The 23,835-nt window shown below is 74.2% G+C and carries 24 protein-coding genes; 9 read left to right on the top strand and 15 right to left on the bottom strand.

What is annotated here, in order from left to right; translation table 11 throughout:
- Window positions 1–38: 38 nt before the first annotated feature.
- Together K8Z49_RS21340 and K8Z49_RS21335 are read right to left on the bottom strand one after the other, a co-directional pair.
- The gene (locus K8Z49_RS21340; protein WP_024934299.1) at window positions 39–458 is read right to left on the bottom strand and encodes a CoA-binding protein; all 420 of its coding nucleotides are present in this window, start codon (window positions 456–458) and stop codon (window positions 39–41) included.
- A gap of 40 nt (window positions 459–498) precedes the next feature.
- Entirely contained in the window at window positions 499–1,833 is a 1,335-nt protein-coding gene (locus tag K8Z49_RS21335; protein WP_021599022.1) for a UDP-glucose dehydrogenase family protein, read from the bottom strand.
- A 20-nt stretch (window positions 1,834–1,853) separates the two neighbouring features.
- On the opposite strand from K8Z49_RS21335, the gene K8Z49_RS21330 reads away from it, so the two are divergent.
- Complete coding sequence (locus K8Z49_RS21330; RefSeq protein WP_218163628.1) at window positions 1,854–2,171, top strand: acyl-CoA dehydrogenase family protein; 318 nt, start codon at window positions 1,854–1,856, stop codon at window positions 2,169–2,171.
- Between the two features lie 338 nt (window positions 2,172–2,509).
- Here the strand turns inward: K8Z49_RS21330 and K8Z49_RS21325 are convergent, their stop codons facing one another.
- From K8Z49_RS21325 to K8Z49_RS21315, 3 genes are read right to left on the bottom strand one after another with little or no spacing between them, the layout of a single operon-like run.
- Window positions 2,510–2,989, bottom strand: a complete 480-nt coding sequence (locus K8Z49_RS21325; protein ID WP_161790968.1) for a hypothetical protein — start codon at window positions 2,987–2,989, stop codon at window positions 2,510–2,512.
- 60 nt (window positions 2,990–3,049) lie between these two features.
- The gene (locus tag K8Z49_RS21320; RefSeq protein ID WP_021599019.1) at window positions 3,050–3,859 is read right to left on the bottom strand and encodes a thioesterase family protein; all 810 of its coding nucleotides are present in this window, start codon (window positions 3,857–3,859) and stop codon (window positions 3,050–3,052) included.
- Window positions 3,860–3,919: 60 nt separating this feature from the next.
- Window positions 3,920–5,575, bottom strand: a complete 1,656-nt coding sequence (locus K8Z49_RS21315) for an LCP family protein (protein WP_021599018.1) — start codon at window positions 5,573–5,575, stop codon at window positions 3,920–3,922.
- 266 nt (window positions 5,576–5,841) lie between these two features.
- Here K8Z49_RS21315 and K8Z49_RS21310 point away from each other — a divergent pair, with 266 nt between their 5' ends.
- Together K8Z49_RS21310 and K8Z49_RS21305 are read left to right on the top strand one after the other, a co-directional pair.
- Window positions 5,842–6,894, top strand: a complete 1,053-nt coding sequence (locus K8Z49_RS21310; protein WP_412520449.1) for a glycosyltransferase family 2 protein — start codon at window positions 5,842–5,844, stop codon at window positions 6,892–6,894.
- 99 nt (window positions 6,895–6,993) lie between these two features.
- Window positions 6,994–7,740 (top strand): hypothetical protein, encoded by a 747-nt coding sequence (locus K8Z49_RS21305; protein WP_024934301.1) that lies wholly within the window; start codon window positions 6,994–6,996, stop codon window positions 7,738–7,740.
- Window positions 7,741–7,770: 30 nt separating this feature from the next.
- Here the strand turns inward: K8Z49_RS21305 and K8Z49_RS21300 are convergent, their stop codons facing one another.
- Together K8Z49_RS21300 and ispD are read right to left on the bottom strand one after the other, a co-directional pair.
- Window positions 7,771–8,535, bottom strand: coding sequence for a glycerophosphodiester phosphodiesterase (locus tag K8Z49_RS21300; protein WP_021599498.1), 765 nt, complete (start codon window positions 8,533–8,535; stop codon window positions 7,771–7,773).
- Window positions 8,532–9,236 carry a 2-C-methyl-D-erythritol 4-phosphate cytidylyltransferase gene (gene ispD, locus K8Z49_RS21295; RefSeq protein ID WP_021599499.1) on the bottom strand — a complete coding sequence of 235 codons (705 nt, stop codon included), beginning with the start codon at window positions 9,234–9,236 and terminating at the stop codon, window positions 8,532–8,534. The genes K8Z49_RS21300 and ispD overlap by 4 nt, the downstream gene beginning before the upstream one ends.
- Window positions 9,237–9,348: 112 nt before the next feature.
- On the opposite strand from ispD, the gene K8Z49_RS21290 reads away from it, so the two are divergent.
- From K8Z49_RS21290 to K8Z49_RS21270, 5 genes are read left to right on the top strand one after another with little or no spacing between them, the layout of a single operon-like run.
- Window positions 9,349–9,642: a hypothetical protein gene (locus K8Z49_RS21290; RefSeq protein WP_021599500.1), complete on the top strand. Its 294-nt coding sequence runs from the start codon at window positions 9,349–9,351 to the stop codon at window positions 9,640–9,642.
- A complete protein-coding gene (locus K8Z49_RS21285; protein ID WP_021599501.1) occupies window positions 9,639–10,370 on the top strand; it encodes a sugar phosphate nucleotidyltransferase in 732 nt (243 codons plus the stop codon). The genes K8Z49_RS21290 and K8Z49_RS21285 overlap by 4 nt, the downstream gene beginning before the upstream one ends.
- A gap of 49 nt (window positions 10,371–10,419) precedes the next feature.
- The gene (locus K8Z49_RS21280) at window positions 10,420–11,475 is read left to right on the top strand and encodes an iron-containing alcohol dehydrogenase family protein (protein WP_075020941.1); all 1,056 of its coding nucleotides are present in this window, start codon (window positions 10,420–10,422) and stop codon (window positions 11,473–11,475) included.
- The gene (locus tag K8Z49_RS21275; RefSeq protein ID WP_083597533.1) at window positions 11,465–12,328 is read left to right on the top strand and encodes a CDP-alcohol phosphatidyltransferase family protein; all 864 of its coding nucleotides are present in this window, start codon (window positions 11,465–11,467) and stop codon (window positions 12,326–12,328) included. The genes K8Z49_RS21280 and K8Z49_RS21275 overlap by 11 nt, the downstream gene beginning before the upstream one ends.
- A gap of 23 nt (window positions 12,329–12,351) precedes the next feature.
- On the top strand, window positions 12,352–13,206 hold the full coding sequence (locus tag K8Z49_RS21270) for a glycosyltransferase family 2 protein (protein WP_052357271.1): 855 nt from the start codon (window positions 12,352–12,354) through the stop codon (window positions 13,204–13,206).
- 113 nt (window positions 13,207–13,319) lie between these two features.
- Here K8Z49_RS21270 and K8Z49_RS21265 read toward each other — a convergent pair whose 3' ends face one another.
- The 6 genes from K8Z49_RS21265 to K8Z49_RS21240 form a co-directional block, all read right to left on the bottom strand.
- On the bottom strand, window positions 13,320–14,021 hold the full coding sequence (locus K8Z49_RS21265) for a TetR/AcrR family transcriptional regulator (protein ID WP_021599971.1): 702 nt from the start codon (window positions 14,019–14,021) through the stop codon (window positions 13,320–13,322).
- Between the two features lie 113 nt (window positions 14,022–14,134).
- The gene (locus K8Z49_RS21260; RefSeq protein WP_024934304.1) at window positions 14,135–16,585 is read right to left on the bottom strand and encodes a HelD family protein; all 2,451 of its coding nucleotides are present in this window, start codon (window positions 16,583–16,585) and stop codon (window positions 14,135–14,137) included.
- A 91-nt stretch (window positions 16,586–16,676) separates the two neighbouring features.
- The gene (locus tag K8Z49_RS21255; protein ID WP_412520445.1) at window positions 16,677–17,300 is read right to left on the bottom strand and encodes an SDR family NAD(P)-dependent oxidoreductase; all 624 of its coding nucleotides are present in this window, start codon (window positions 17,298–17,300) and stop codon (window positions 16,677–16,679) included.
- Entirely contained in the window at window positions 17,297–18,034 is a 738-nt protein-coding gene (locus K8Z49_RS21250; protein WP_021600106.1) for an acetoacetate decarboxylase family protein, read from the bottom strand. The genes K8Z49_RS21255 and K8Z49_RS21250 overlap by 4 nt, the downstream gene beginning before the upstream one ends.
- Window positions 18,035–18,089: 55 nt before the next feature.
- A complete protein-coding gene (locus K8Z49_RS21245; RefSeq protein ID WP_024934307.1) occupies window positions 18,090–18,587 on the bottom strand; it encodes an SRPBCC family protein in 498 nt (165 codons plus the stop codon).
- 32 nt (window positions 18,588–18,619) lie between these two features.
- Complete coding sequence (locus K8Z49_RS21240) at window positions 18,620–19,216, bottom strand: HD domain-containing protein (RefSeq protein ID WP_111830252.1); 597 nt, start codon at window positions 19,214–19,216, stop codon at window positions 18,620–18,622.
- A gap of 152 nt (window positions 19,217–19,368) precedes the next feature.
- Between K8Z49_RS21240 and K8Z49_RS21235 the strand changes: the two genes are divergently transcribed.
- Window positions 19,369–21,264 carry a PQQ-binding-like beta-propeller repeat protein gene (locus K8Z49_RS21235; protein ID WP_412520442.1) on the top strand — a complete coding sequence of 632 codons (1,896 nt, stop codon included), beginning with the start codon at window positions 19,369–19,371 and terminating at the stop codon, window positions 21,262–21,264.
- A gap of 32 nt (window positions 21,265–21,296) precedes the next feature.
- Here the strand turns inward: K8Z49_RS21235 and K8Z49_RS21230 are convergent, their stop codons facing one another.
- Complete coding sequence (locus tag K8Z49_RS21230) at window positions 21,297–22,436, bottom strand: glycosyltransferase (protein ID WP_075020695.1); 1,140 nt, start codon at window positions 22,434–22,436, stop codon at window positions 21,297–21,299.
- 125 nt (window positions 22,437–22,561) lie between these two features.
- Window positions 22,562–23,824: a nucleotide sugar dehydrogenase gene (locus K8Z49_RS21225; RefSeq protein ID WP_024934309.1), complete on the bottom strand. Its 1,263-nt coding sequence runs from the start codon at window positions 23,822–23,824 to the stop codon at window positions 22,562–22,564.
- Between the last annotated feature and the right edge of the window lie 11 nt (window positions 23,825–23,835).

The following is a 23,835-nucleotide window of genomic DNA, read 5'->3' as shown; positions in this document are numbered from 1 at the left end:
GGCCCGCCGTCGCGCCGCGCGCCAGACCCCCGCGGCCGTTAGCGGCGCAGGGCCCATTCGACGGCGGGGCAGCGGTCCATGACGACGTCGAGCCCGGCGGCTCGCGCGCGCCGGGCCGCCGCCTCGTCGATGACCTGGAGCGGCAGCCAGACCGCCTTCGCGCCGACCGCGATCGCCTCGTCCACCGCCGCGCCCGCGTGCGCGGCGCGGCGGTAGACGCCCACCACGTCGATCTCGGAGGCGTCCGGGACGTCGGCCAGCGAGGCGTACCCCTTCTCGCCGAGCACCTCCCGCGCCGCCGGGTGCACGGGGATGATCCGCTTCCCCCGCTGCCGCATCAGCCGCGCCTGGTCGTAGACCTCCCGCGCTGGATTGTCGCCCAGCCCGACGAACGCCCACGTCCTCGACTCGTTCAGCAGCCGCCGGATCACGTCCTGGTCGGCGAATTCAGCGCTCATGCCGGGCACAACACCGCCCGCGGCGGCTTTAGTTCCGCCGTCACGGACGTCCGAGCGCCCGGTAGTTCCAGCCCGCCGCGCGCCACCGCTCGGGGTCGAGGGCGTTGCGCCCGTCCACGATGTTGCGCTCGGTGACGGCCCCGGCGACCTCGTGCGGGTCCATGCCGCGGAACTCCGCCCACTCGGTCAGCAACAGGACGACGTGGGCGCCGCGGACCGCCGACAGCGCCGAGTCGCCGTAGTCGAGGGACGGCTGGGCGCGGCGCGCGTTCCGCATGGCCTGCGGGTCGTACACCGTCACCCGGGCGCCCTGGGCGCGGATCGACGCGGCCACGTCCAGCGCGGGGGAGTCGCGCACGTCGTCGGAGTTCGGCTTGAACGCGGCGCCGAGCACGCCGACCGTGCGGCCGACGAAGGACCCGCCGAGCAGCTGCCGGGCGAGGTCCACCATCCGGATCCGGCGCCGGATGTTGATCTCGTCGACCTCGCGCAGGAACGTCAGCGCCTGGTCGGCGCCCAGCTCGCCGGCGCGGGCCATGAACGCCCGGATGTCCTTCGGCAGGCACCCGCCGCCGAACCCGAGTCCCGGGCCGAGGAACTTGCCGCCGATCCGGTCGTCGTAGGACAGCGCCTCCGAGAGCTTGGTCACGTCGGCGTGCGCGGCCTCGCAGACCTCCGCCATCGCGTTGATGAACGAGATCTTGGTGGCCAGGAAGGCGTTCGCCGACACCTTGACCAGCTCGGCCGTCGGGAAGTCCGCGGTGATGAACGGGGTGCCCTCGGCGATCATCGTCCGGTAGATCTCGCGGAGCACCTTCTCGGCCCGCTCGGCGGCGCCCTGGTCGGCGGGCAGCCCGGCCACGATCCGGTCGGGGTGCAGGGTGTCCTGGACGGCGAACCCCTCGCGCAGGAACTCGGGGTTCCACGCCAGCACCGCGTCGCCGCCGGCCGGCGCCGTCCGGGCCAGGAACTCGCCCAGCCGGGCGGCCGTGCCGACCGGCACGGTCGACTTCCCGACGATCAGGCAGGGCCGCTGCAGCAGCGGCGCGAGCGACGCGACCGCGTCGTCGACGTAGCGCAGGTCGGCCGCGTACTCCCCGGCCTTCTGCGGGGTGCCCACGCACAGGAAGTGGACGTCGCCGAACTCGGCGGCCTCGGCGTAGGACGTGGTGAACCGCAGCCGCCCCGTCTCCAGGCCCCTGCGCAGCACGGGTTCGAGGCCGGGCTCGTAGAAGGGCAGGTCACCGGCCGAGAGCCGCGCGATCCGCTCCGCGTCGACGTCGAGCCCGAGCACCTCGAAGCCGAGGTCGGCCATGCACGCCGCGTGGGTGGCGCCGAGGTACCCGGTTCCGATGACCGTCAGCCGGTGGGACAAGGCCTGCTCCTTCCGATTCGCTGTCGCCGACGAGCGGCCTGCTACCAACGTGCCCGCTGCGGGCCGATACCTGCGCCGCCCGGCCTCCGCTACCGGCCGGTAGAATCCGCGGCGTTCGTTCCGACTTTCCCGCCTACGCCCCGTCCGGGAAGCGTGAGCTGCTGAGGGCCACGGTACGTGAACCGGCCGAGGCCAAGATCGCTCCTTTCCCGGCGGAGGCGGACGGGGAGTCCCGCTTCCGGCGGGAGGCGCTGGAGGCGCTGGAGGCCGGCGGGCTGCACGCGGGGCACGTGCCCGAATCGTACGGGGCGTGGGAGCCGACGCGCCGCCCACGGTGATCGATGCCGGTGTCTCGGAGTTCTCCACCGCGATGGCGGTGGCGGACCCGTCGACCGGTGCCCGCGGCGTCTCGGAATTCGTGGTGGAGAATCGGCTGCTCGGTGCGCGGGGCGCCGGGTTCGAGACGGCGCCGGCCACCTTGGACCCCACCGGGATCACCCTTTTCCAGGGTGTGCGGTTCATGCTGGCGGATGTGGCGACGCGGCTGGAGGGGGCGCGGCGGTCGGCCCATCACGCGGCGATCAAGTCCGAGCGGGGGATGGCGGGGGAGCAGGTCGGCGGCAGGAGGTCCCGCCGACCCCGGGGGACGGGACGGTGCCCGTCCCCCGGTGGCGGGTCAGGCGTGCGAGACGTCGACGATGACGTTGCCGTCCTTCGTCATGCGCGGACGGAACGTGATGCCGTTGTAGGTGGCGCTGGAGTCGCCCCCCGCCACGTCCATCACGGTCTTCGTCTTCGGGTTGCGGGCGTCCTCCAGGGTGAAGATCGCGCGGTTGCCGCGGACGTCGACCTCGACCGGCTTCAGCCCGTACTTGCGGTCGAGCGGGATCTTCTGGCCGTCGCGGACCTGGACCTCGCAGGTGGCGTCCATGCAGGCCGCCAGGTCGGTGCCGTCCTTGGCGCTGGACGACGACGACGCGGACGACGTGGACGACGACGTGGACGACACGGACGAGGCGGGCGGCGCGACCTCCGGCGCCTTGACGGAGGCCGGGTCGCCCGGTGGCGGCGCCGCGAGCGCCGAGCCCGCCATGCCGGCGGTGAGCGCCAGCGCGGCGGCGGTCGTGCTGAACAGGACGGGAATCCTTGCGGACATGCTGGTGACTCCTGACGTGTGACTACGTTCTGTCACCAGAATGTTACCCAGAGTGTTCGATCAGGAACGGGGCGGGGGCTCGTCCACGAGGAGCGTCTGCATCACGCGGCCGACCTCGCCGGAACGGTCCGCCAGCGTCCCGTGGCACAGGGCGCTGCCACCCGGGCTGGCGTCGAGGGAGGCGGCCAGGCACAGCCACTCGCCGGCCGGGTCGCGGTGCAGCGCCACGGTCACGTCCGTGTTGATGATCAGCCATTTGGCCAGGTCGAGCTGGCTGCCGATGCCGGACGCGCTGTCGGCCAGCGTCAGCGCGCGCACCAGCGGCGTGTCGGGCTCGCCGGGCACCAGCGGGACCCGGGAGCGCGCCCAGGCCGTGCCGGGGCCGGGCTCGCCGAAGGCGCCGTGGACGATGCGCCACTCCATCGCGGACAGGTAGCCGTCCAGGTGCACCCCCGGCCAGTCGCCGAACGGGCGCGGCGTCCCGGGCAGGTCCGGCGGGGCGGGGGCGTGCACGACGGGTTCGAGGCGGGACGGGGCCGCCAGGATCCGCCATCCGGTGGCGTGCACGACCGGCCTGCCCTCGTGGGTGATCGTCCCTTCGAGGAGGGTGACGCGCCGGCCGGGGCGGACGGTCCGGACGGCGACCTCCAGCTCCGCCACCGGGACGGGCGCGAGGATCTCGACCGTCACCCGCGCGACCCGGGTGCCCGGGACGGGGTCGTGCCGTTCGAACGCCCGCCCGATCAGGGCCGACACCGGGCCGCCGTGCTGGAGCTCCGGCGACCAGGGCCCGGCCGTGGCGGGGGTGGCGGCGAACCGCCCGTCCCCGAGCGGCTCGTAGAACGCCTCGGCGGGCGCGTCCTCGGTCATGCGGCTCCTCCCCACAAGACTAGAATCCCACTCTAGAAGATGGGGGCGACAGGGCGCGCGTCAGCCGCAGAGCTTCTGGGTGGCCGTCCCGGTCTCGATCGCGGGGCTCGTGGACGGCGACGCGCCCGGGGACGGCTTCACCTTGACCTTCTTCACGCCGTCCCAGTTCGCGCCGACCATCACCTGCACCCGCGATCCGAGCGAGGAGACCTTCTTCAGCTTGGCGTCCGGGATCGCGGCGGCCACCGTCTTCGCCGAGTCCTCCCGGCCCGGCCCGTACTGGACCTGGGTCGTCTGGAGACCGCGCCGCGCCACGCCCGGCACCACCGTCACCTCGAACCCGAGCCCGCGCAGCTGCCTGCCCGCCGTGGTCGCGAGACCCTGGGTGCCGATCGCGTTCAGGACGCGGAGGGAGATGTCGTCCGGCGGCACCGTCAGCTCGTCCTGCGGCTTCTTCGTCGGCGAGGCGCTCGGCTTGGCGGTGTGCTCGGTGAGCGGCTGGTCGCGCCGGAGCTTGGTGAACAGGTCGCGCGCCTTGGGCTGGTCCCACTGGACGGTCGACTGCGGCGTCGGCGAGTTCCACAGGACGGCGTTGTAATCGGGGTTGGCCAGCGGCACCTTCGCGAACGTGAGGTCGTCGGTCGACAGGTTCTTCATCTGGTCGGCGAGCTTCGGCAGGTCGTCGGCCAGCTCCTCGTCGACGCGCAGCGACTTCAGCGATGCGTTCAGGAAGCGCGTCGACTTGACCGGGTCGCTGAGCGTCTTCGTCGACAGCGCCTGCTTCATCAGCGACGCCATGAACTGCTGCTGCCGGTCGATGCGCCCGAGGTCGCTGCCGCCGGTCAGCGAGTAGCGGGCGCGGGCGAACGCGAGCGCCTTCAGGCCGTCCACGTGCGACGTGCCGGCCGGGAGCCGCAGCCCGCTCTTCTTGTCGTCGACGGCCTGCTCGGTGCAGACGTCCACGCCGCCGAGCGCGTCCACCATGCGGACGAACCCGTAGAAGTTCACCTCGACGTAGTGGTCGATGGACACGCCCGTCGCCTGCTTGATCGTGCTGACGGTGAGGTCGGGCCCGCCGAACTGGTACGCCCAGGTGAGCTTGCCCGGACGGGCCCCCACCCGCGTCCCCTTCGCGCCCTCCGACCCGTTCGACTTGTGCGGCGGGATCGTCACGTAGGAGTCGCGCGGCAGGCTCACCACCGACACGCTGTCGTGGTCGCGGGACACGTGCACCAGCATCATCGTGTCGGAGCGCTCGCCCTCGAAGTGCCCGAGCTTGGCGGCCTTCTGCTGCTCCTTCGTCAGCCCCTCGCGCCGGTCGACGCCCGCGACGAGGATCGTCATCGCGCCCTTGGGCGCGTCCTTGCCCTTGCCGAGCCCGCCGACCGACACCTTGTCGATCATGCCGGTGACGTAGTTCTGGAACGCCCACGCGCCGCCCGAGGTCAGTAGGACGAACGCCGACGCCGTCCCGGTGAGGGTGAGGAACCGCTTCTGCCGCCGCGCGCTCATCGCGGCGCGCGGGCTCAGCTGCCGGCCGGGGCGGCGCGGCCCGCGCGGGCTCTCCACCGGGACCCGCGGCGCGGGCATCCCGTCGATGGTCACGCCCTCGATGTCGCCGTCGCCGTCGTCCGCCGCGTGGGAACCGGGACGCGGCCGGAAGTAGCGTTCCAGCGGGTCGGTGTCGCCGCGACCAGAGTCGTGCCCGTCTGCCATGCGGCCGCCGCCTCCCGGAGATCTCGTTCTGACGCGAGTCCACACCACTCTAAAGTGGGGGACACCCGTCCGTTCGCTACCTGAGCCTCGTGTCCTTGCAGTAACGTGGCGCCGTCTTGACCACACCCCGGCGGCCCGCACGCAAACCTGGGTGGCGTGGGCTGCGTCAGACGAGCGAGCAGAGAGGAAGAGGTGCCCTGCTCCGGTCCTCCGGACGGGTGCGCCCGCGAGCCCACATGAATCCGTCTCCCCATGCCCAGCGCGCCATGAACCAGGAAACCCGGTACGCCGTGAAGCCCCTCTCCGAATCCGGTGAGCGCACCTGGCCCGCCGTCTCGGTCGTGATGCCGGTCCTCAACGAGCAACGCCACCTCACCGACGCCGTGCGCGGCATCCTGAGCCAGGACTACCCCGGCGAGCTGGAGCTCGTCCTGGCGATCGGGCCGTCCCGCGACCGCACCGAGGAGATCGCCCGCAAGCTCGCCGCCGAGGACCCGCGCGTCCTGGTCGTCGAGAACCCGACCGGGCGCACCCCGCAGGGCCTCAACATCGCGATCAAGGCGTCGCAGTACTCGATCATCGTCCGGGTGGACGGGCACTCGCTGCTGCCCGCCGACTACGTCCGCGCCGCCGTCGAGACGATGGAGGAGACCGGCGCCGACAACGTGGGCGGGATCATGGCGGCCGAGGGCGTCACCCCGTTCGAGAAGGCCGTGGCGCGCGCGATGACGTCCAAGCTCGGCGTCGGCAACGCCCGCTTCCACACCGGCGGCGAGGCCGGGGAGGTCGAGACGGTCTACCTCGGGACGTTCCGCCGCAGCGCGCTGGACCGGGTCGGCGGGTACGACGAGACGTTCGTCCGCGCGCAGGACTGGGAGATGAACCACCGCATCCGGGAGACCGGCGGCCGGATCTTCTTCACGCCCCGGATGCGCGTCACCTACCGGCCGCGCCCCAACCTGCGGGCCCTCGCCAAGCAGTACTTCCACACCGGGCGCTGGCGGCGCGTCGTGGGGCGCGAGCACCAGGGCACCCTCAGCCTGCGCTACCTCGCGCCGCCCATCGCCGTGGTCGCGATGACGGCGGGCGCGGTCGCCGGGGCGTTCGGGTTCTGGCCCGGCTGGCTGCTGCCCGGCGGGTACGCGGCCGCGATGATCGTCGGTGCCGCCGTGGAGGGGCGCGGCCTGCCGCTCGGCGCCTGGGCGCGGCTTCCGCTGGTGTTCGCGACCATGCACGTGACGTGGGGTGTCGGGTTCCTGACCAGCCCGCCGCGGCTGGGCCAGCCGACCCCGGTGAAACCGGGCGAATCCATCCAATAGCGGACAAAAGTTAGATCCACCTGCGAACCTCCGTGGTCTTCGGGCCGTCGGAGCCGTTAGGTTTGGCGGGATCTTGCCCGCCGCTGTTCGGAGGTGGCCATGTCCAGCGGAGCACGCCACGGCCTCGGCGTGGTGATCGGTCTCGTGGTGACACCGGTCATCGCGGTGTGCCTGATGTACAGCACGACGAAGTTCAGCGAGTACTTCCGGTACTTCTACACCCGAGGCGGTGGCGACCGCTGGCTCGGCGCCGCGGTCGTGCTGGTCGCGGCCGTCCTGGTGGGCGTGGTGGTGGGATCCAGGATCTCGCCGCTCGCCTCGCTGATCCCGGGGTTCGTCTACACGGCCGTCGGCGTCCTCTGGGTCGCGTCCCCGCGCTGGGCGATCGGGCACTCCGGGCGGGACCTGCTCCCTCGCGAGCTCTACCTCGGCTACACGTTCATCGCCCCCTACGGCATCTTCCTGCTGCTGGGCGTCGCGCTCCTCGCCGCCTCGGTCGCGCCGTCGCGCTGGAAGGCCCGTACAGGGGCCGCGCCGCGCTTCGCGGGGCCGCCGCCGGCGCCGATGGGCCCGCCGCCCCTGCCCGGCTCCCCGGCGCCCCTGGGAGCGCCTCAGCCGCCTCCCGCGCCCGGCCAGAGCCCGCCCTGGCAGGGGGCGCCCCAGTACGGGCAGCCGCCCGCTCAGCCGGCGTCCGCCGCCCCTCCGGCGCAGTCGCCGTCCCCGCCGTCGTCACCGCCCGCTCCGGCGTCCGGCGACAAGCCCAAGCCGTCCTCGTCCGGCTCCGGCCCGGACGACGAGGAGCCCGGCGACTGGACGCGGATGTACGGCGGGAACCGCCCCACGTAGCGTGCGGACGTAGCGCGGTCGGAGCGGAGCTCAGACGGCCGCGAGGACGCCCGGGACGTCGTTGACCACCATCGCGTCGAACCCGGCGGCGGCGTAGGTCGGCGCCGCCTCGGCGCTCGGGCACCAGGCGATCGTCTCCAGGCCCGCCTTGCGCGCGACGTCCACGCAGTGCTCCAGCGGGCGCAGCCGCGTGTCGGGATGCTCGATGCCGCACGACCCGGTGTGCACGGCGACGGCGTCCAGGCCGAGGCCCGCCGCCGCCGGGACGGCGTGCCACAGCGGGAACCGCAGCCACGTCAGCAGCCCCAGCGGGACGCCGGGCAGCTCGTCCTTCAGGAACATCAGCAGCGACGGGTCGAACGAGGTGACGAGCAGTCGGCGCCGCCGCGCCTCCCGCCGGAGCACCGGCAGCAGCAGCGCCCCGGTGCGGCGGGACGGCTCGTCCAGCGCGTCCTCCAGGACGGTCTTCACGTCCACGTCCACCGGGACGTCCGCGGGCAGGTCCGCGAAGATCTCGGTGAGCAGCGGCAGCCCGCTCGCGGTGGCGGGCAGGTCGACCAGGTGGTCGCCCTCCGACGTCGTCGGGTCGTGCCGCAGCACGAGATGGTCGTCGGCGGTCCGGGTCACGTCGATCTCCACCCAGGGCCCGCCGGGGGCGCCGCGCAGCGCCTCCGCGGCGGCGAGCAGCGAAGGCAGCGTGTTCTCCGCGACCGGCGTCTCGGACCCGGGCGGCGTCGGGTCGCCCGACCCGTAGCCGCGGTGGCCGATGACCGTGGGGGCGTGCTCGAAGATCAAGGGGAGTCCTCGGTGGCGAGATGTTCGGCGATGACGGCGTCGAGGGGCCGGGTGACCTTGAGGTTGCGCTCGCTGCCCGCGACGACCCGGATCGGGACGTCCGGCAGGTAGCGGTGCACGATCCCGCAGTCGTCCGTCGCGCGCAGCGCCGGGTCGGCGAGGGCCAGCTCGTAGGCCTTGCGGATCGTGCCGAGCCGGAAACCCTGCGGCGTCTGGAACCGGCTCATCGTCTCGCGCGGCGGCATCGACACGACCATGCCGTCCCCGTCCACCACCACGATCGTGTCGGACGAGGGCACGCCCACCGCGACGGCCTCGCCCGCGTCCAGCGCGTCCAGCACGCGGTCGATCACCGGGCGGTCGACGAACGGGCGGGCGGCGTCGTGGAACAGCACGCGGGCGTCGTCGGGGCGGTCGTCCAGCGCGCGCAGCGCCGCGACCGTGGACGCGGTCCGGGTCGCGCCGCCCTCGATCACCGCCGCCGTCTTGCGGAACGGCGCGGCTATGGCGGCGGCCTCGCGCAGATGGCCGGCCGCCATCACGACCACCACCTCGCCGATCCCCGGGTGCGCGTCGAACGCGGCGATCGCGCGCGCCAGGATCGGCCGCCCGCCGATCTCCATGAGCTGCTTGGGGCGCCCGGCGCCCATCCGCTCGCCGACCCCGCCGGCGAGTACCACCGCAACCGTCCGCGTCGCCATCTCTCCCCGGTTTCCACGACTGGTCACGCTCAACGTAACAGGAGCGTCCCGCGCCCACCCGCCCGGACCGAAAGGCCGCCGAAGCCGCCGAGATCGGCTCGTCCCGCCCTTCATGCGCGCAATCGAGTATGGTTACCTCGCCGTGTTGGGGGACGCGCGGGCAGTATCGGCGCCGCTCGTCTACGCGCTGATCACGGTCCTCGCGCTCCACCACTGCGACACCGCCCACGGCACCCGCCAAGGCCACCGGGTCCGGCTCGGCTGCGACGGCCGGATGCCGTCCGCCGCCCGCACGGGTCCGGCCGGGCCGCTTCCGTTCGCGTACGCGGCGCCGGCCGCCTACCTTGGCGTCCTGTCCGGGGACGTGGGGGGCGGCCCCCACGAGGAAAGGGAGAGAAGATCATGATCGGCATGGTGCTGGCGGCGGGCGCGGGCCGGAGGCTGCGGCCGTATACCGACACCCTCCCCAAGGCCCTGGTCCCCGTCGACGGCGAGACCACCATCCTCGACATCGCCCTCGGCAACCTCGCCGAGGTCGGGCTGACGGACGTCGTCATCGTCGTCGGCTACTGCGCGGGCGCGGTGGAGGAGCGCAAGGCCGCCCTTGAGGAGCGGTACGGCGTGACCCTCACGCTGGTTCACAACGACAAGGCCGAGGAGTGGAACAACGCCTACTCCATGTGGCTGGCTCGCGAGCACTTCTCCAAGGGCGTCCTCATGGTCAACGGCGACACGGTCCATCCGGTGAGCGTCGAGAAGACGCTACTGGCCGGCCGCGGACCGGACATCCTCCTCGCGGTGGACGACGTGAAAACACTCGCCGACGAGGAGATGAAGGTCATCCTCGACGGCGAGGGCCGCCTGAAGACCATCACCAAGCTGATGGACCCGGCCACCGCGAACGGCGAGTACATCGGCGCCACCCTGATCGAGCCCGCGGCCGCCGAGCCGCTCGCCGACGCCCTCAAGGCCACCTGGGAGCGCGACCCGGACCTCTACTACGAGGACGGCTACCAGGAGCTCGTGAACCGGGGCGGCCGCATCGGCGTCGCGCCGATCGGCGACACCGCCTGGGTCGAGGTCGACAACCACGACGACCTGGAGAAGGCCCGCCGGATCGCCAAGGGCTACTGACCGCAACGCCCGGCACGACGCGAGGAGGCCCATGCCCCTGCTCACGCGGATGCTGAACGCGCCGCTGTCCATCGACGTCCGGCGCGGCGCCGTCGCCTCCCTCGGCGAGCTGCTCGCCGACCGGCGGATCGCCACCGAGGGGCGCGTCGCGATCGCGGTCGGCCCCGGCCAGGGCGACCAGATCGCCGAGCAGGTGAGACCCTCGCTGGCCGCCTGCGAGGTGTTCCATGTCGAGGGAGGCACCGTCGACGCGGCCGTCAGCCTCGGCTCCAAGCTGCGCGCCGGGTCCTACGAGGCCGTCATCGGCATCGGCGGCGGCCGGACGATCGACGCCACCAAGTACGCGGCGACGCTGTCGGGCATCCCGATGGTGTCGGTCGCCACCAACCTGTCCCACGACGGGATCTGCTCGCCGGTCGCGTCCCTCGTCCACGACAAGGGCAAGGGCTCCTTCGGCGTCGTGATGCCGCTGGCGATGATCGTCGACCTCGACTACGTGCACGCGGCGCCCGACCGGCTCGTCCGCGCCGGGATCGGCGACGTGGTCAGCAACTTCTCCGCCGTGGACGACTGGCTGCTCGCGGCCGACGAGTGCGGCGAGCGGGTCGACCGGATGGCGCTCACCGTGGCCCGCACCGCCGCCGAGGCGCTGCTGCACCAGCCCGGCACGATCGGCTCGGACCGGTTCCTCACCGTCCTCGCCGAGGGGCTCGTCCTGTCCGGGATGGCGATGGCGTTCGCGGGCGACTCCCGCCCGGCGAGCGGCGGCGACCACGAGATCCTGCACGCCATCGACCACCTGTACCCCAACACCGCCAACCACGGCGAGCTGGCCGGGATCGGCGCCGCGTTCTGCTACCACCTGCGCGCCACCCGGCTCGGCGCGGGCGAGGAGCGGCTCGGCGAGATCCTCACCTGCCTCGACCGGCACGGGCTGCCGCGGGTACCCGGCGACGTCGGGCTGACCGCCGAGCAGTTCGCCGAGGCCGTGCACTACGCCCCGCGGACCCGGCCCGGCCGCTATACGATCTTGGAACACCTCAGCCTCGACGAGGGCGAGACCCGCAAGGCGGTGGAAGAGTATGTCCAGGCCCATGGAGGCTGAGCTGCCCGGGCGGAACCGTCCCCCGGAATCCCCCGAGCCGCCCGCCGACGACCACCGGCCGCACCGCAAGGGCGCCCGGGTCGCCGACATCCGCCGGTACGGGCAGCCGCCCGGCCTGAAGGACCGCCGCAACGAGGAGCACTGGGCCGGCCGCCTCTACATGCGCGACCTGTCCCCGTACTTCGCGTGGATCGCGCTGCGCCTCGGCTTCAGCCCCAACCAGCTCACCTACCTGATGATGGCCTGCGGCGTGGCCGCCGGCGCCGTGGTGTCGCTGCCCGTCTCCGCCCTGTGGACGGCGCTCGGCGGCGCCCTCCTCATCCAGGTCTACCTGCTGCTCGACTGCGTCGACGGCGAGGTCGCCCGCTACCTGCGGCAGACGTCGGTCGCCGGGGTGTTCCTCGACCGGATCGGCCACTACCTGTCCGAGGTGTCGCTGCTCATCGGGCTCGGCTTCATGGCGCAGGGCGGCTGGTCGAACGGCGGCTGGGTCGAGCTCGGCCTCGTCGCCGCGCTCGGCGCCGCGCTGATCAAGGCCGAGACCGACAACGTCGTCGTGGCGCGCGCCAAGTCGGGGCTGCCCGCCGACCCGTCCGGCGGCGACCGGGCGCTGCGCCCCCGCTCCACCGGCATCGCGCTCGCCCGGCAGGCGGCGTCCATGCTGCGCTTCCACCGCATCATCGGCGCGGTCGAGCTGTCGCTGCTGATCCTCGCCGCCGCCGTGATCGACACCGTCTCCGGCGCGGACGACCCCGTCGCGGTCCGCGTGCTGATGGTCGCGGTGGCCGCCGTCGCCGTCGTCCAGACGCTGCTCCACCTGGTCAGCATCCTGGCCTCCCGGAGGCTGAAGTGAAACTGTCCGTCGTCGTCCTCACGATGGGGAACCGGCCGGAGGAGCTGGCCCGCGCCGTCCGCAGCGCCCTGGAGCAGGAGCACGTGGACATCGAGGTCGTCCTCGTCGGCAACGGCGTCGACCCCGTCGGCGACCGCGCCGGAGCCGCCCCCTTCGACGACGAGCGCGTCCGGACCGTCACCCTCCCGAAGAACCTCGGCATCCCGGGCGGCCGGAACCGGGGCGTCGAGGCGTCCAGCGGCGATGTGATCCTCTTCCTGGACGACGACGGCTGGTACCGCTCCACCCGCCTCGGCACCTACCTGCGCGACCGGTTCTCCGCCGAGCCCGACCTCGGCGTGGTCTCGTTCCGCGTCCGCGACCCCGAGGGCGGCCGCGGCGAGCGCCGCCACGTGCCGCGGCTGCGCGCCGGCGACCCGGAGCGCTCGTCCGCCGCGACCACCTTCCTCGGCGGCGCCTCCGCGATCCGCCGCGCCGCGTTCGACGCCGGCGGCGGCCTCCCCGAGGACTTCTTCTACGCCCACGAGGAGACCGACCTCGCCTGGCAGATCCTCAACGCCGGGTACCGGATCGTCTACGACGCCTCGGCGGTCATGTTCCACCCGGCGGTCCTGCCGACGCGGCACGACATGTTCTACCGCTACAACGCCCGCAACCGCGTCTGGCTGGCCCGCCGCAACCTCCCGTGGCCGCTCGCCCTGACCTACCTCGCCGTGTGGGTCGGCATGACCCTCCTCCGCGAACGCAGGCCGAGCGCGCTCAAGCCGTGGTTCAAGGGCTTCCTGGAGGGCTGGCGCAAGCCCGCCGGCCCCCGCCGCCCCATCTCCTACCGCACCGCCTGGCGCATGACCCGCACCGGCCGCCCCCCCATTATTTGATCCGCAAGACCGAAGCGGCGGTCACGGGCAGGCGCGTGGAGCGAGTGCAGCGAGCGGAGGGCGCATGCCCGTCGAGCCGGGCGACCGCAGCGACACGTCGCCGACCTGCACGGTCACGGCTCACCCGTACCGTGCCGTGAGGATCGACCGGCTCGTGACGGGGGTTCCAGGGGGTCGCCCCCCTGGGTCAACACCGCGAGGATCAGGTGGGTGAGTTCGGCGGTGATGTCGTCCAGGGGGACGTCCTGGTCGCGGGCCGACCAGTGGTGGACGAGGTTGTTCACGGCCCCGATGATCGCGATCATCGTGAGGCGGTGGTCGCGGTCGACGGCCTCGCCGCGCTCCACGGCCTCGCGGGTCATCGCCAGCAGCGCCTCCTCCCAGCGGGTGCGCCAGCCGAGGCGGTGCCGCTCCAGGCCGGCGCTGACCCCGATGACCTCGACGAAGGCGATGCGGGCGCGGCGCGGGTCGCTCGCGGTGGCGGTGACGAACGCGCGGACGGCCCGCTCGACGCGGGTGGCGAGGTCGGCGTCCGCCGCCTCGGCGTAGGCGGCGGACACGGCCTCGGCGGCGCGCTCGTTGATGCCGCGGTGCAGCGTGGTGAGCAGCTCCTCGCGGCCGGAGAACTCCTCGTAGAAGTTGCGGGTCGACACGCTCGCGGTCGCGCACAGCCGCTCGATGGACGTCGCCGCGTACCCGCGGGTGCCGAACAGCTCCAGCCCGGCGGCCAGCAGGCGTTCCCGCCGTTCGGCGCGGCGCTCCTCGGCCGAACGGCCTCCGTAACTGCGTCGGGGCGCGGGGTTGCGGCCGCTCATCGCTCTCCGTCCACGCGTCCGAATGTGGGCAGCGTCAGCCTAACTCCCGCGCGGGGGCGGTTTCGTTCTCAGCGCGTGGCCTGGGCCCGCGGGCGGCCGGCGGTGACGCGCGGTCAGCCGTCGAGCAGCGTGTGCTTCCAGTCGGGGTCGGCGGTGAGGACGGTCAGCCGCTGCGTCGCCCGCGACACCGCCACGTACAGGACGCGGAGGCCGCGCGGCGACTGGGCGGCGACGGTCTCGGGCGCCACGATCACGGCCGCGTCGAACTCCAGGCCCTTGGCCTCCAGGACGTCCAGCACCTGCACCCGTTCCGGCAGCCCCTCGCCCAGCCGTTCACGGTCGGCCTCCGACCAGGCGGCATGGCCGGGCGAAGGGTCGAACAGGGACGTCTGGGCCTCTGGCGGCGCGGCCAGGGGGAGCGGGACGATCACGCCGATCGTGCCGTCGACCTGGCCCAGCAGTTCCTCGGCGGCCTCCCGGGCGGCCGAGGCCAGATCGTGTTCCGGGACGATGGAGACGATCGGGTCGATGCCGGACGTCCGGACGGCGCGGGCGGGGGAGGCGTCCGGCAGCGCGCGGGCCAGCACCCGGGCCGACACCGCGGCGATCTCGGTGGAGTTGCGGTAGTTCGTCGTCAGCTCGTACTCGTGCCGCGTGCGGGGCGCCGCCTTGCGGGTGCGGCGGCGGCCCCGGGACGGCCGCTCGCCGCCGAGCGCGGCCTCCATCGCCTGCCGGGCGGCGTCCAGGTCCTCCCAGGCGCTCTGCGCGGGGTCCTCGACGATCGTCCAGCTGGCCTGGCGGCCGCGGCGGCCGAGCATGCGCCACTGCATGGGGGAGAGGTCCTGCGCCTCGTCCACGACGATGTGGGCGTACTCGGGGCGTTCCTCCACCACGCCGTCGTCCACGCGCCGCGACCGCTCCACCCGTTCGATGGACGTGGTCAGCTCCTGCATCTCCGGCTCCCACGTGTCGTCCACGACCTCCTCGCCGGTGAGGATGTTGACGCCGTCGACGACGAACGGGTCGTCCTCGGACGGGGCGGTCCGGCGGCGGGACGGGCGGGGCGGCGGGCCGAGCAGCGCGTCCAGCTCGTCGAGCAGCGCGACGTCCTGGTAGCTGAGCGGAGCGTCGTCGCCGGCCCAGGACGCGGCGACCGGCTCGACGGCGGCGCGGTCGACGTCGCGGCCGGCGGCGCGGCGCAGCCGGGCGGGGTCGCCCAGCGAGCGGAGCACGTCCAGCGGCCGGCGGATCGGCCACCAGGAGACGAGGAAGTCGGTGAAGGCGCGCTGCTCGCGGACCCGCGCGTCGAACTGGCCGCGCTTGGGGTCGCCGTTCCCGTTCCGCCCGCCGCGCGCCGGCTCGTCGTCGAGGGAGGCGAGGCCGTCGGCGGCGAGGATCGCGTTCCACAGCCCCGCCTCGGCGCCCTCCTCGGCCTCGGCCGCCTCCGGGCCGCCGATGTCGGTGAAGCGCTCCCAGAGGGCGTCCAGGAGCATCTCCGCGGCCCGGCCGCGGGCCGCGTTCACGCTCCCGCGGCCGCGCCGGTGTAGTTCGGTCCTGATCCGGTCGAGGCGGGCGCGGTCGAGCGTCACGACGACGCCCTTGTGCACCACGCGGAGCTCGTCGGGCGCGCCGGGCGGGTGGTCGGCGACGGCGCGGCGCAGCACGGCCGCCATCGCGCCCGCGCCCTTGACGCGGGCCGTCTCCGGCGGGTCGTGGACGGTCGCGGTGACGCCCTCGACGAGGTCGCCGAGCGAGCGCAGCGTGGCCGAGCCCTCGCCGAGCGACGGCAGCACCCGCTCGATGTAGGCGGTGAACCGGCGGTTCGGGCCGATCACCAGGACGCCGCGCGAGCCGAACCGGCGCCGGTGCCGGAACAGCAGGTAGGCGACCCGGTGCAGGGCGACGGCGGTCTTGCCGGTGCCGGGGGCGCCGCGCACCAGGACCGTCCCGTCGGCGGGCGCGCGGATCACCTCGTCCTGCTCCCGCTGGATCGTCGCGACGATGTCGCGCATCGCGCCCTCGCGGGTGCGGGCGAGCGAGGCGAGGAACGCGCCGTCGCCGACGATCGTCATCCCGTCGGAGGCGTCCGGGTCGAGCAGGTCGTCCTCCAGGTCGACGACCGTGTGCCCGCGCGAGTGCAGCACCCGGCGGCGGACGACGCCGCGCGGGTCCTCGGGGGTGGCGCGGTAGAAGTCCTCGGCGGCGGGCGCCCGCCAGTCGATCACCAGGGAGTCGTGCTCGCTGGTGCGGACGCCGATGCGGCCGATGTAGCGGACCTCGCGGGAGGCCAGGTCGAGCCGGCCGAAGACCAGGCCGTCGTCGGCGACGTCGAGGGCCTGGGCGCGCAGCGCGGCCTGGTGGACCATCGCGTCCCGGTCGACCAGCGAGCCCTTGGTGCCGGCGAGGGACTGCCGGTAGCCCTCGCGGATCATGGCCTGGGCGTCCGCGCGCATCTCCTCCAGCCGCGCGTACGCGATGTCGACATAGCGCTGCTCGGCGGCGATCTCCTGGTCTTTCACCGTGCCGCCGGGGCCGGTCGGCCGCCCGTTGACCTGGGACGACATGCAGGCTGCTCCTCGCGCGTGTCTCGCGCCGGGGACGTCCCCCGGCACCCCGAAGGGGCGAAAGAGACAGCTTATGCGGTCCCGCGGGGGTTCATCGCAGGGCGCGGATCAGGGCAGGTGGGCGGCGGGTCGGCCGGGCCCGCACGTGGATCCGCGCGGCGGGCCGCGCGAGGGAGCGGTCCATCGCGTCGAGGACGAGCCCGTGCGGGGCCCCGTCGGCGTGGACGCAGCGGAGCGTCACGCCCTGCCCGCCGTGCTCGGCCCAGAGCGCGTCGGCGTAGGCGGTTACGGCCGCGGCGGCGGCGCTCGCCGGCGGGCCCGATCCGCCGGGGCACAGGAACAGCTCGCCGGCTCCGCGGTCCAGCATCCCCGGCAGCGTCGCTTGGACGACCGTCACCGCGCCGAGGACGATGGTCCGCAGGACGCGTTCCACCTCGGCGGGGGACTGCGCCAGCACCGGACCGGGCGCGGTGGCCGCGGCGGCGTGCACGACGCGGTGCACGGGGCCCGCCATCGCCAGCACGTCCGCCAGGGCGGCGGGGTCGGTGGCGTCGCACGTCCGGACGTGCGTGTTGGGGGAGCGCAGCGCCGTCGCGGCCAGGCCCGCCTCGTCCACGTCGACGGCGACGACGTCCCAGGCCGCCGCCGCGAGCCGCCGCGCCGCGAGCGCGCCCAGCCCGCCCGCGGCACCGGTCACGAGCGCGGTCCGTCTCATGCGCGCACCTCCTCGGCGCCCTGGAACACCATCCGCAGGTGCCCGACGGTGCTGCTGCTCAGCGCCCGCGCCCGGTCCAGGCCGAGCCCGCGCAGCTCCTCCGCCACCGGGTGGTCGCCGAGGACGACCTTCGCCCCGCCCGGACGGGTCCGGACCCGCGACGGCGTCAGCGTCCACGGCGTCCGGCGGGTCACTCCGTCCAGGCACGAGTAGGCGTCCATGCTCGGCGCGCCGGCCGCGTCCGGCATCGGGATCCCCGGCCGGACGGCGACCTCGATCGCCGTCCGCCCGCCGAACCGGACCGCGCACCGCCGCACGCGTCCGGACAGGTCCATGGGGATGTCGGCGATCTCCTTGGGGAAGCCCCAGATCGTCCGGCCGGCCTCCAGGGTGAACTCCTGGTTGACCGGGAGCCAGTGGATGAACGCGCCGATCCCGCGAAGCCGCCCGAGCACCCCGGCGGATCCCGTCCCGCCGGGCGGGCGCACCAGGAACGCGACGGCGAACTCGTGGTACGGGCCGAGGTCCCCGTCGGCGTACCGGACGAAGGCGAGCGAGCAGATCGCCTTGCCGGGCAGCGGCTCGGCGACCTCCAGGCCGGAGTAGGCGATGACGGCCTGGGCGGCGCCGGCGGGGACGGCGAACATCGCCGACCCGACGGCGGCGTCGCGGATCCGCACCGGAAGGGTGACCCGCTCGCCCTGGATCGGATACGCGTGCACGGTGCTTGTCACACCGCTTAGTAGAACAGGTTCTCGTTTTGCTGCCAAGCGGTGGCGCGCGCGGAGGTCACCCCTTCTCGGCGGCCGTCCGGATCCGGTCGAGGGTCGCGCGCATGCCCGTGCGGTTGACCTCGGCGCGGCGTTCGGCCGGGACGCCGGTGAAGACCTTCCCGAGCAGCGAGACGAACGCCGCGCCGCGGTTGTCGCGCCGCAGGTCCTCCCAGTACTCGGTCAGCCGGGTCCGGGGCGAGGCCGGATCGGCGGCGACGTCCTCGATGCGGTAGCCCCACAGCGCCACGGGCATCCCGAAGCTCGACACGCGGAACGCGAACGCCTGGCCCGGCACGGCCGAGGTCACCTGGCACGTGGTGAACCACACGCGCCACCGGAGCCGGTTGAACCCGACGAACTTCGTCCCCGGCGCGACCGACCGCCCGCGCACCCAGATCGCGAACACCTCCGGGCTCCACTCGCCCATGCGGCGCAGATCGGCGACCGTCGCGTACACGGTGCGCGCGTCGGCCGCGACGGCCACGCTCTCCTCGACCACCCACTCACGGTTCATGGCCCCGATCATCCCACTTCATGACCATCTGGTCATTTAAGGTGGGCGAACCGCCGCCGCCAGGAGGAGTACCAGTCCCGGAACCACGGCTCGTCCTCGGCGAGGGGGACGATGTAGGTGATGGTCTCGGCGTAGTAGCGGCGCTGGAAGTCCGGGGGCATCCGGTCCAGGGTCTGCACGTTGCTGGCGCGGTCGGCGAGCTTGACCAGCACCGCCTCGCGCGGGGCGTCGTTCAGCCGGCGGAGGTAGGCGGCCCTGGCGGCGCGCTTGGCCTGCCGCCCGGTGCCCGTGGCGGGCGGCTTGGTCACCCAGTCGACCAGCTCGGTCACCTCGGGGCCGAATCCGGCCTCCACGTCGGCGAGCGTCGCGGGCGTGTCCTCGACGGCGTCGTGCAGAATGGCCGCGGACAGGACGGCGGGTGCCGTCACCCCGGCCCCGCGCACCAGGACTTCGAGGGCCTCCAGCAGGTGCTCGACGTAGGGCGCGCCCGTCGGCCGCCGCTGGTCGCCGTGCCAGCGCTCGGCGGCGGCGACGGCCTCGTCCAGGCCGTCCAGGCCGATGTCCGCGCCGGACGCGGCGATGTCCGCGCGGGCCGTCTCCCAGGCGTGCCAGCGGGTGAAGAGCTCCACGGTTCCTCCGTTCTTCCCTCCCGTGTCGCGCGCGAGGCCCGCACAGGGCATGGTGGGTGTCGTCCTAGATGAGCCTTGGTGAGCACAGTAGGGGAGGAGGCGGCGCGGTCGTGGTCGGGAGCCGGCAGCGGCCTGACGGCCGACCGGAGTCCGTGGGCAGGGTCCGCGTCGCTCTCGGGCTGGTCTCCGCGGTGGTGGCCGTGGTGCTGTGTGTCGTGCTCGTCGACAAGTACGTCCTGCGCGCCGAGTGGTGGCAGGTCCGCCACACCGTCACCGGGACCCCCGTCACCCCGCAGAGCGAGGTGGGGCCGCCGCCGGGCCCGCTCGCCGTGAGCTGGGAGCGGACGACGCGCACCCACCACGGCTCCGTCGCCGGCTACGACGGCATCGCGCACGAGGTCGCGCAGGGGCAGGTCGTGACGGCGTCCGGGAACGGCGTCGAGGTGCGGGACGCGCGCACCGGTGACGGCCGCTGGAGCTACCGCCGCTCCGGGTGGACGCTGCTCGGCTGGGCGTCCACCGGGTCCCGGCTGGTCGCCTACTTCGAGCGGGACGGCGACCGGACGGACCGGGTGCTCGTCGCGTTCGACGCGCTGTCGGGCGGCCTGCTGTGGCGGCGCGAGGGGGAGCGTCCCGCCGCCGTCTCCCGGACGACGCTGCGCTGGCCCGCCGGGTCGGACGTGCTGCTCACCACCGACGACGCGCGGCGGACGCTGTTCGGGGTCTCGGCCGTCTCCGGCAACCGGGTGTGGCGGATGGCCCTGCCGCGCGGCTGCCGGCTGTTCGAGGGCGGCGCGCACCCGTCCGACGGCCGGGAGAGCCTCGCGGCGCTGGGCCTGCACTGCACGGCGGCCGCGGGGAAGGAGGGGGCGGGCAGCCGGCTCCTCGCCGTCGATCCGGCGAAGGGCGCCGTGCGCTGGGACCGGCGCCTCGGGTCCAGGGAGTCGCCCGAGGTGTCGATGCTGGACGGCGTCACCCTCGCCTCCGACGGGACGGCCCTGCGCGCCTACGACGACAAGGGGCGCCAGGTCGGGGTCTGGAAGGGCGACGGGGTGTGCGGCGACCTGATGTGCCCCGGCGTGCGGGTCTCGGACCGGCTCCTGGTCGTCTACCACCCGGAGGGCTCCGGCCCGGACGACGCCCGCATGGAGGCGGTGGACGTCTCGACCGGGCGCGTCCGGTGGGGCCGCGACGTGCCCGCGTACGCGGCGCTCGCCCAGGCCGGCGGGCGCGTGTTCGCGCTGCGCCCCCGGCTGTCGGCCGACCTGCTGCCGGCGGCCGTCGACATCGTGGACCCCGGCGGCGGGGGCGCCACGACCGCGCCGGTGCCGTTCTCGCTGGACCCCGACCTGCCGGGCGCCCGGCCGTGGCTGGCGGCGGCGGGCGGGCTGCTGTACGTGGCCGTCCCGCAGGCGGCGCCCCGCCCGGACGGCGCGGCGCGGCTGCTGGCGCTGCGCGGCGGGCTCACCGGCCCCGGCCCGGCCGAGCTCGGCGGCGTCCCGGTGGCGGACTGGCCGGACGCGTGCGCCCTGCTGAGGAAACCCGACCTGGCCGCCGCCCGGCTGACCGACCACGTCACCCGGCCGCGGCGCACTTCCGCCGGGACGGTGAAGCTGCCGCACCCGGTCTCGTGCGCCTACGAACCGCGCCGCAAGGCGAAGCCGGAGGACCCGCCGGAGCCCGGCGAGCGGGCGTCGCCCGAGCCGGAGCCGAGCGCGACCGGGTCCGCGGCGCCCGATCCGTCGGCGAGCCCGGAGGAGACCGGCCGGCCGGACATGACGGTCCGCGGCCTCGCGGTCAGCGTCCGCTGGGTGGGCGACACCGACCAGGCGGCCTCGCGGATGCTGGACGCCCTCCAGGCCACGCAGGCGCAGGCGCGGCGGCGCCCCGACATCGGCGCCGACGAGGCGTACGAGATCGGCCCGGCGGCCGGGATGATCGTGCTGCGGGTGGGCCGGTACGTCGTGGCGGTCGAGGCCAGCCGCCCGCCCGGGGCGGCGGCCCGCGTCGCCCGGTCGGTCGCCTACCGGCTGCACCACCCGTCCTGACGCGCCACCCGCCCCCCGACAGGGCGGCCGGCTCAGAACTCGGGCACCGGCCGCGCCTCGGGCTCCGGGTCCGGCGCGGCGCTCGGGGAGCGGCCCGCCCAGGCCTCCAGCTGGGCGACGAAGCGCTCGGCGTGGACGGGCCAGTGGAACCGCTGCCGGGCGGCCTCGTAGCCCCGCCTGCCGAGGTCGGCGCGGAGGTCGGGGCCGTCCCGCAGCCGCAGCACGGCCTTGGCGGCGGCCTCCGGGTCGCCGAACGGGACGATCAGCCCGCATCCGGCGGGCTCGACGATGTCCACGGCCGGCGGGTTCGGCGTGCTGACCACCGGCACGCCGCGGGCCATGTACTCCACGACCTTCGTCGGCATCGAGTGCCGGTAGTTGGGCTCGTCGTGCAGCAGCGCCAGCCCGGCCATCGCGCCCTCGGCGATGCGCAGCGCCCGGTCGTTCGGGACGAACCCGTACCAGCGCACGATCCCCTCGCGCTGCGCCTCCCGCAGCTCCTCCCGGACGTCGGCGTCGGCCGCGCCGATCAGCTCGACCAGCACGCCCGCGGCGGTCAGCGTGCGGGCCATCTCGATCATGTCGAGGGCGCCGCGGGCCCGGGACAGCTGCCCGACGTACACGGCGCGGCGGCCGTCCGGCGGGCCCGGGGGCAGGTCGGAGACGTAGGTGGTGTTCGGCACGACCGGGTGGTCCTCGCGGAACCGGGACCGGTAGCCCTCCTCGGCGAGCAGCAGCCGGTGCCGCCGCTCGCTGCGCCGCTCCAGGCGGTGCACGGCCGGGCGCAGCACGGGCCGGGCCGGGCCCGGCAGCCAGCCCTTGGCGGTGAGGGCGGCGGCGGTGTCCTCGTGGACGTCCCAGACGACCGTCCGCTCGCGGACCTGGCGGGGGAGGGACACCAGCAGCTCGGGGTCGTGCAGCAGGATCAGGTCGGCGTAGGAGGCGTGCTCGGCGAGGGCCCGGTGGGCGGCGCGCAGGGCCCGCAGGCGCCGCCGCCCCGTGGCGCGCGGGATGTCCACCGGGCTGATCTGCCGCCACGGCGTCGCATTGCATGCCCGGAATGGCGCGATATATGTGACCTCATGGCCGGCGTCGAGCAGCGCGCGTATCTGCCGGTGCAGAATGCGCGCGTCCTCGGGATGGTGCACCACCGTGCAGACGCAGACCCGCATAACACTCACTCCGCAACATGCCGAAAAACGTGCCCTCGCCGCCGAGTCTCGGACGTCGATGGAAATTGCCGATGAATTCCCGCTGTCCCTGACATGGACGCTGCCGGGCGACTCGTTCCCGTCTGCTAGAGAAGCTCGACGGTGTCCGATTGGACGTTCCTGGTGCGGCCCCGGGTGTCGAAGAGCAGCCGCGCGTGCCGGGCCAGCGTCGCCGCGTCGTAGGCGGCGTGGTCGGCCAGCACGATCGCCAGATCGGCCGCCTCCAGGGCGGCGGGGAGGTCGTCTCCGGCGGGCGGCACCGGCGTCCCGTCGACGTCCCACGACGCGACGAGCGGGTCGTGGAACGACAGCTCGGCGCCGAGCCGGGCCAGCCGCCGGGCCACCGGGCGGGCCGGCGACTCGCGCTGGTCGGCGATGTCGGCCTTGTAGGTGACGCCGAGCAGCAGGACCCGGGCGCCCTTGAGCGCGCGCCCCTCCCGGTTCAGCAGCTGCTGCGCGCGTTCCGCCACGTACCGGGGCATCCGGTCGTTGATCTCCTGGGCCAGCTCCACGAACCGGAACGGGTAGCCCAGCGAGCGGACCTTGTACGACAGGTAGTTCGGGTCGATCGGGATGCAGTGCCCGCCGACGCCCGGCCCCGGCCGGAACGCCTGGAACCCGAACGGCTTGGTGGCCGCGCAGTCGATCGCGTCCCACAGGTCGATGCCCAGCTCGTTGCAGAACACCGCCATCTCGTTGACCAGCGCGATGTTGACGTGCCGGTAGGTGTTCTCCAGCAGCTTGGCCATCTCGGCCTCGCGCGTCCCCTTGGCCTGCACGACCCGGTCGACGAACTTGCCGTAGAAGGCCGCGGCCGCCGACGCGCACGCCGGGCCGAGCCCGCCCACGATCTTCGGGGTGTTGCGGACGCCGTACACCGGGTTGCCGGGGTCGATCCGCTCCGGCGAGAACGCCAGGTGGAACTCCTCCCCGGCGACCAGGCCGGACGTCTCCAGGATCGGCCGGACGACCTCCTCGGTCGTGCCGGGGTAGGTGGTCGACTCTAGGACCACCAGCGTCCCCGGTTCCAGATGCCGGGCGACGGTCTCGGCGGCGCCGCGGACCGCCGTCAGGTCGGGGCCGCCCTCGGGCGACAGCGGCGTCGGCACGCAGATCACCACGGTGCGGGCGCCGTCCAGGACGTCCTCGTCGAGGCTCGGCGCGAACCCGGCGGCCAGCATCCGCTCGACCTCGCCGGGCGACACGTCGTCGACGTGCGACAGCCCGGCCTTCAGCCCGGCGACCACCCGCGCGTCCCGGTCCAGCCCGCCGGCCCGCAGGCCGGCCCGGCAGGCCTCCCGCACGAGCGGCAGGCCCACGTAGCCGAGTCCGATGACCACAAGATCCACGCGGCCGGCTC

This window comes from Actinomadura madurae (genome assembly GCF_047130825.1).
Lineage (GTDB): Bacteria > Actinomycetota > Actinomycetes > Streptosporangiales > Streptosporangiaceae > Spirillospora > Spirillospora madurae.
This window is presented reverse-complemented; position numbering and strand designations above follow the sequence as displayed.

Coding starts and splice junctions, on each gene's coding strand:
- K8Z49_RS21285 (WP_021599501.1), top strand. CDS start 9,639: ATGATCGGCATGGTGCTGGCGGCGGGCGCGGGCCGGAGGCTGCGGCCG.
- ispD (WP_021599499.1), bottom strand. CDS start 9,236: ATGGCGACGCGGACGGTTGCGGTGGTACTCGCCGGCGGGGTCGGCGAG.
- K8Z49_RS21265 (WP_021599971.1), bottom strand. CDS start 14,021: ATGAGCGGCCGCAACCCCGCGCCCCGACGCAGTTACGGAGGCCGTTCG.
- K8Z49_RS21270 (WP_052357271.1), top strand. CDS start 12,352: ATGGGGAACCGGCCGGAGGAGCTGGCCCGCGCCGTCCGCAGCGCCCTG.
- K8Z49_RS21320 (WP_021599019.1), bottom strand. CDS start 3,859: ATGACCGAGGACGCGCCCGCCGAGGCGTTCTACGAGCCGCTCGGGGAC.
- K8Z49_RS21255 (WP_412520445.1), bottom strand. CDS start 17,300: ATGAGACGGACCGCGCTCGTGACCGGTGCCGCGGGCGGGCTGGGCGCG.
- K8Z49_RS21305 (WP_024934301.1), top strand. CDS start 6,994: ATGTCCAGCGGAGCACGCCACGGCCTCGGCGTGGTGATCGGTCTCGTG.
- K8Z49_RS21275 (WP_083597533.1), top strand. CDS start 11,465: ATGGAGGCTGAGCTGCCCGGGCGGAACCGTCCCCCGGAATCCCCCGAG.
- K8Z49_RS21310 (WP_412520449.1), top strand. CDS start 5,842: ATGAACCAGGAAACCCGGTACGCCGTGAAGCCCCTCTCCGAATCCGGT.
- K8Z49_RS21290 (WP_021599500.1), top strand. CDS start 9,349: ATGCGCGCAATCGAGTATGGTTACCTCGCCGTGTTGGGGGACGCGCGG.
- K8Z49_RS21280 (WP_075020941.1), top strand. CDS start 10,420: ATGCTGAACGCGCCGCTGTCCATCGACGTCCGGCGCGGCGCCGTCGCC.
- K8Z49_RS21245 (WP_024934307.1), bottom strand. CDS start 18,587: ATGAACCGTGAGTGGGTGGTCGAGGAGAGCGTGGCCGTCGCGGCCGAC.
- K8Z49_RS21230 (WP_075020695.1), bottom strand. CDS start 22,436: ATGCGGGTCTGCGTCTGCACGGTGGTGCACCATCCCGAGGACGCGCGC.
- K8Z49_RS21315 (WP_021599018.1), bottom strand. CDS start 5,575: ATGGCAGACGGGCACGACTCTGGTCGCGGCGACACCGACCCGCTGGAA.
- K8Z49_RS21325 (WP_161790968.1), bottom strand. CDS start 2,989: ATGTCCGCAAGGATTCCCGTCCTGTTCAGCACGACCGCCGCCGCGCTG.
- K8Z49_RS21260 (WP_024934304.1), bottom strand. CDS start 16,585: ATGTCGTCCCAGGTCAACGGGCGGCCGACCGGCCCCGGCGGCACGGTG.
- K8Z49_RS21340 (WP_024934299.1), bottom strand. CDS start 458: ATGAGCGCTGAATTCGCCGACCAGGACGTGATCCGGCGGCTGCTGAAC.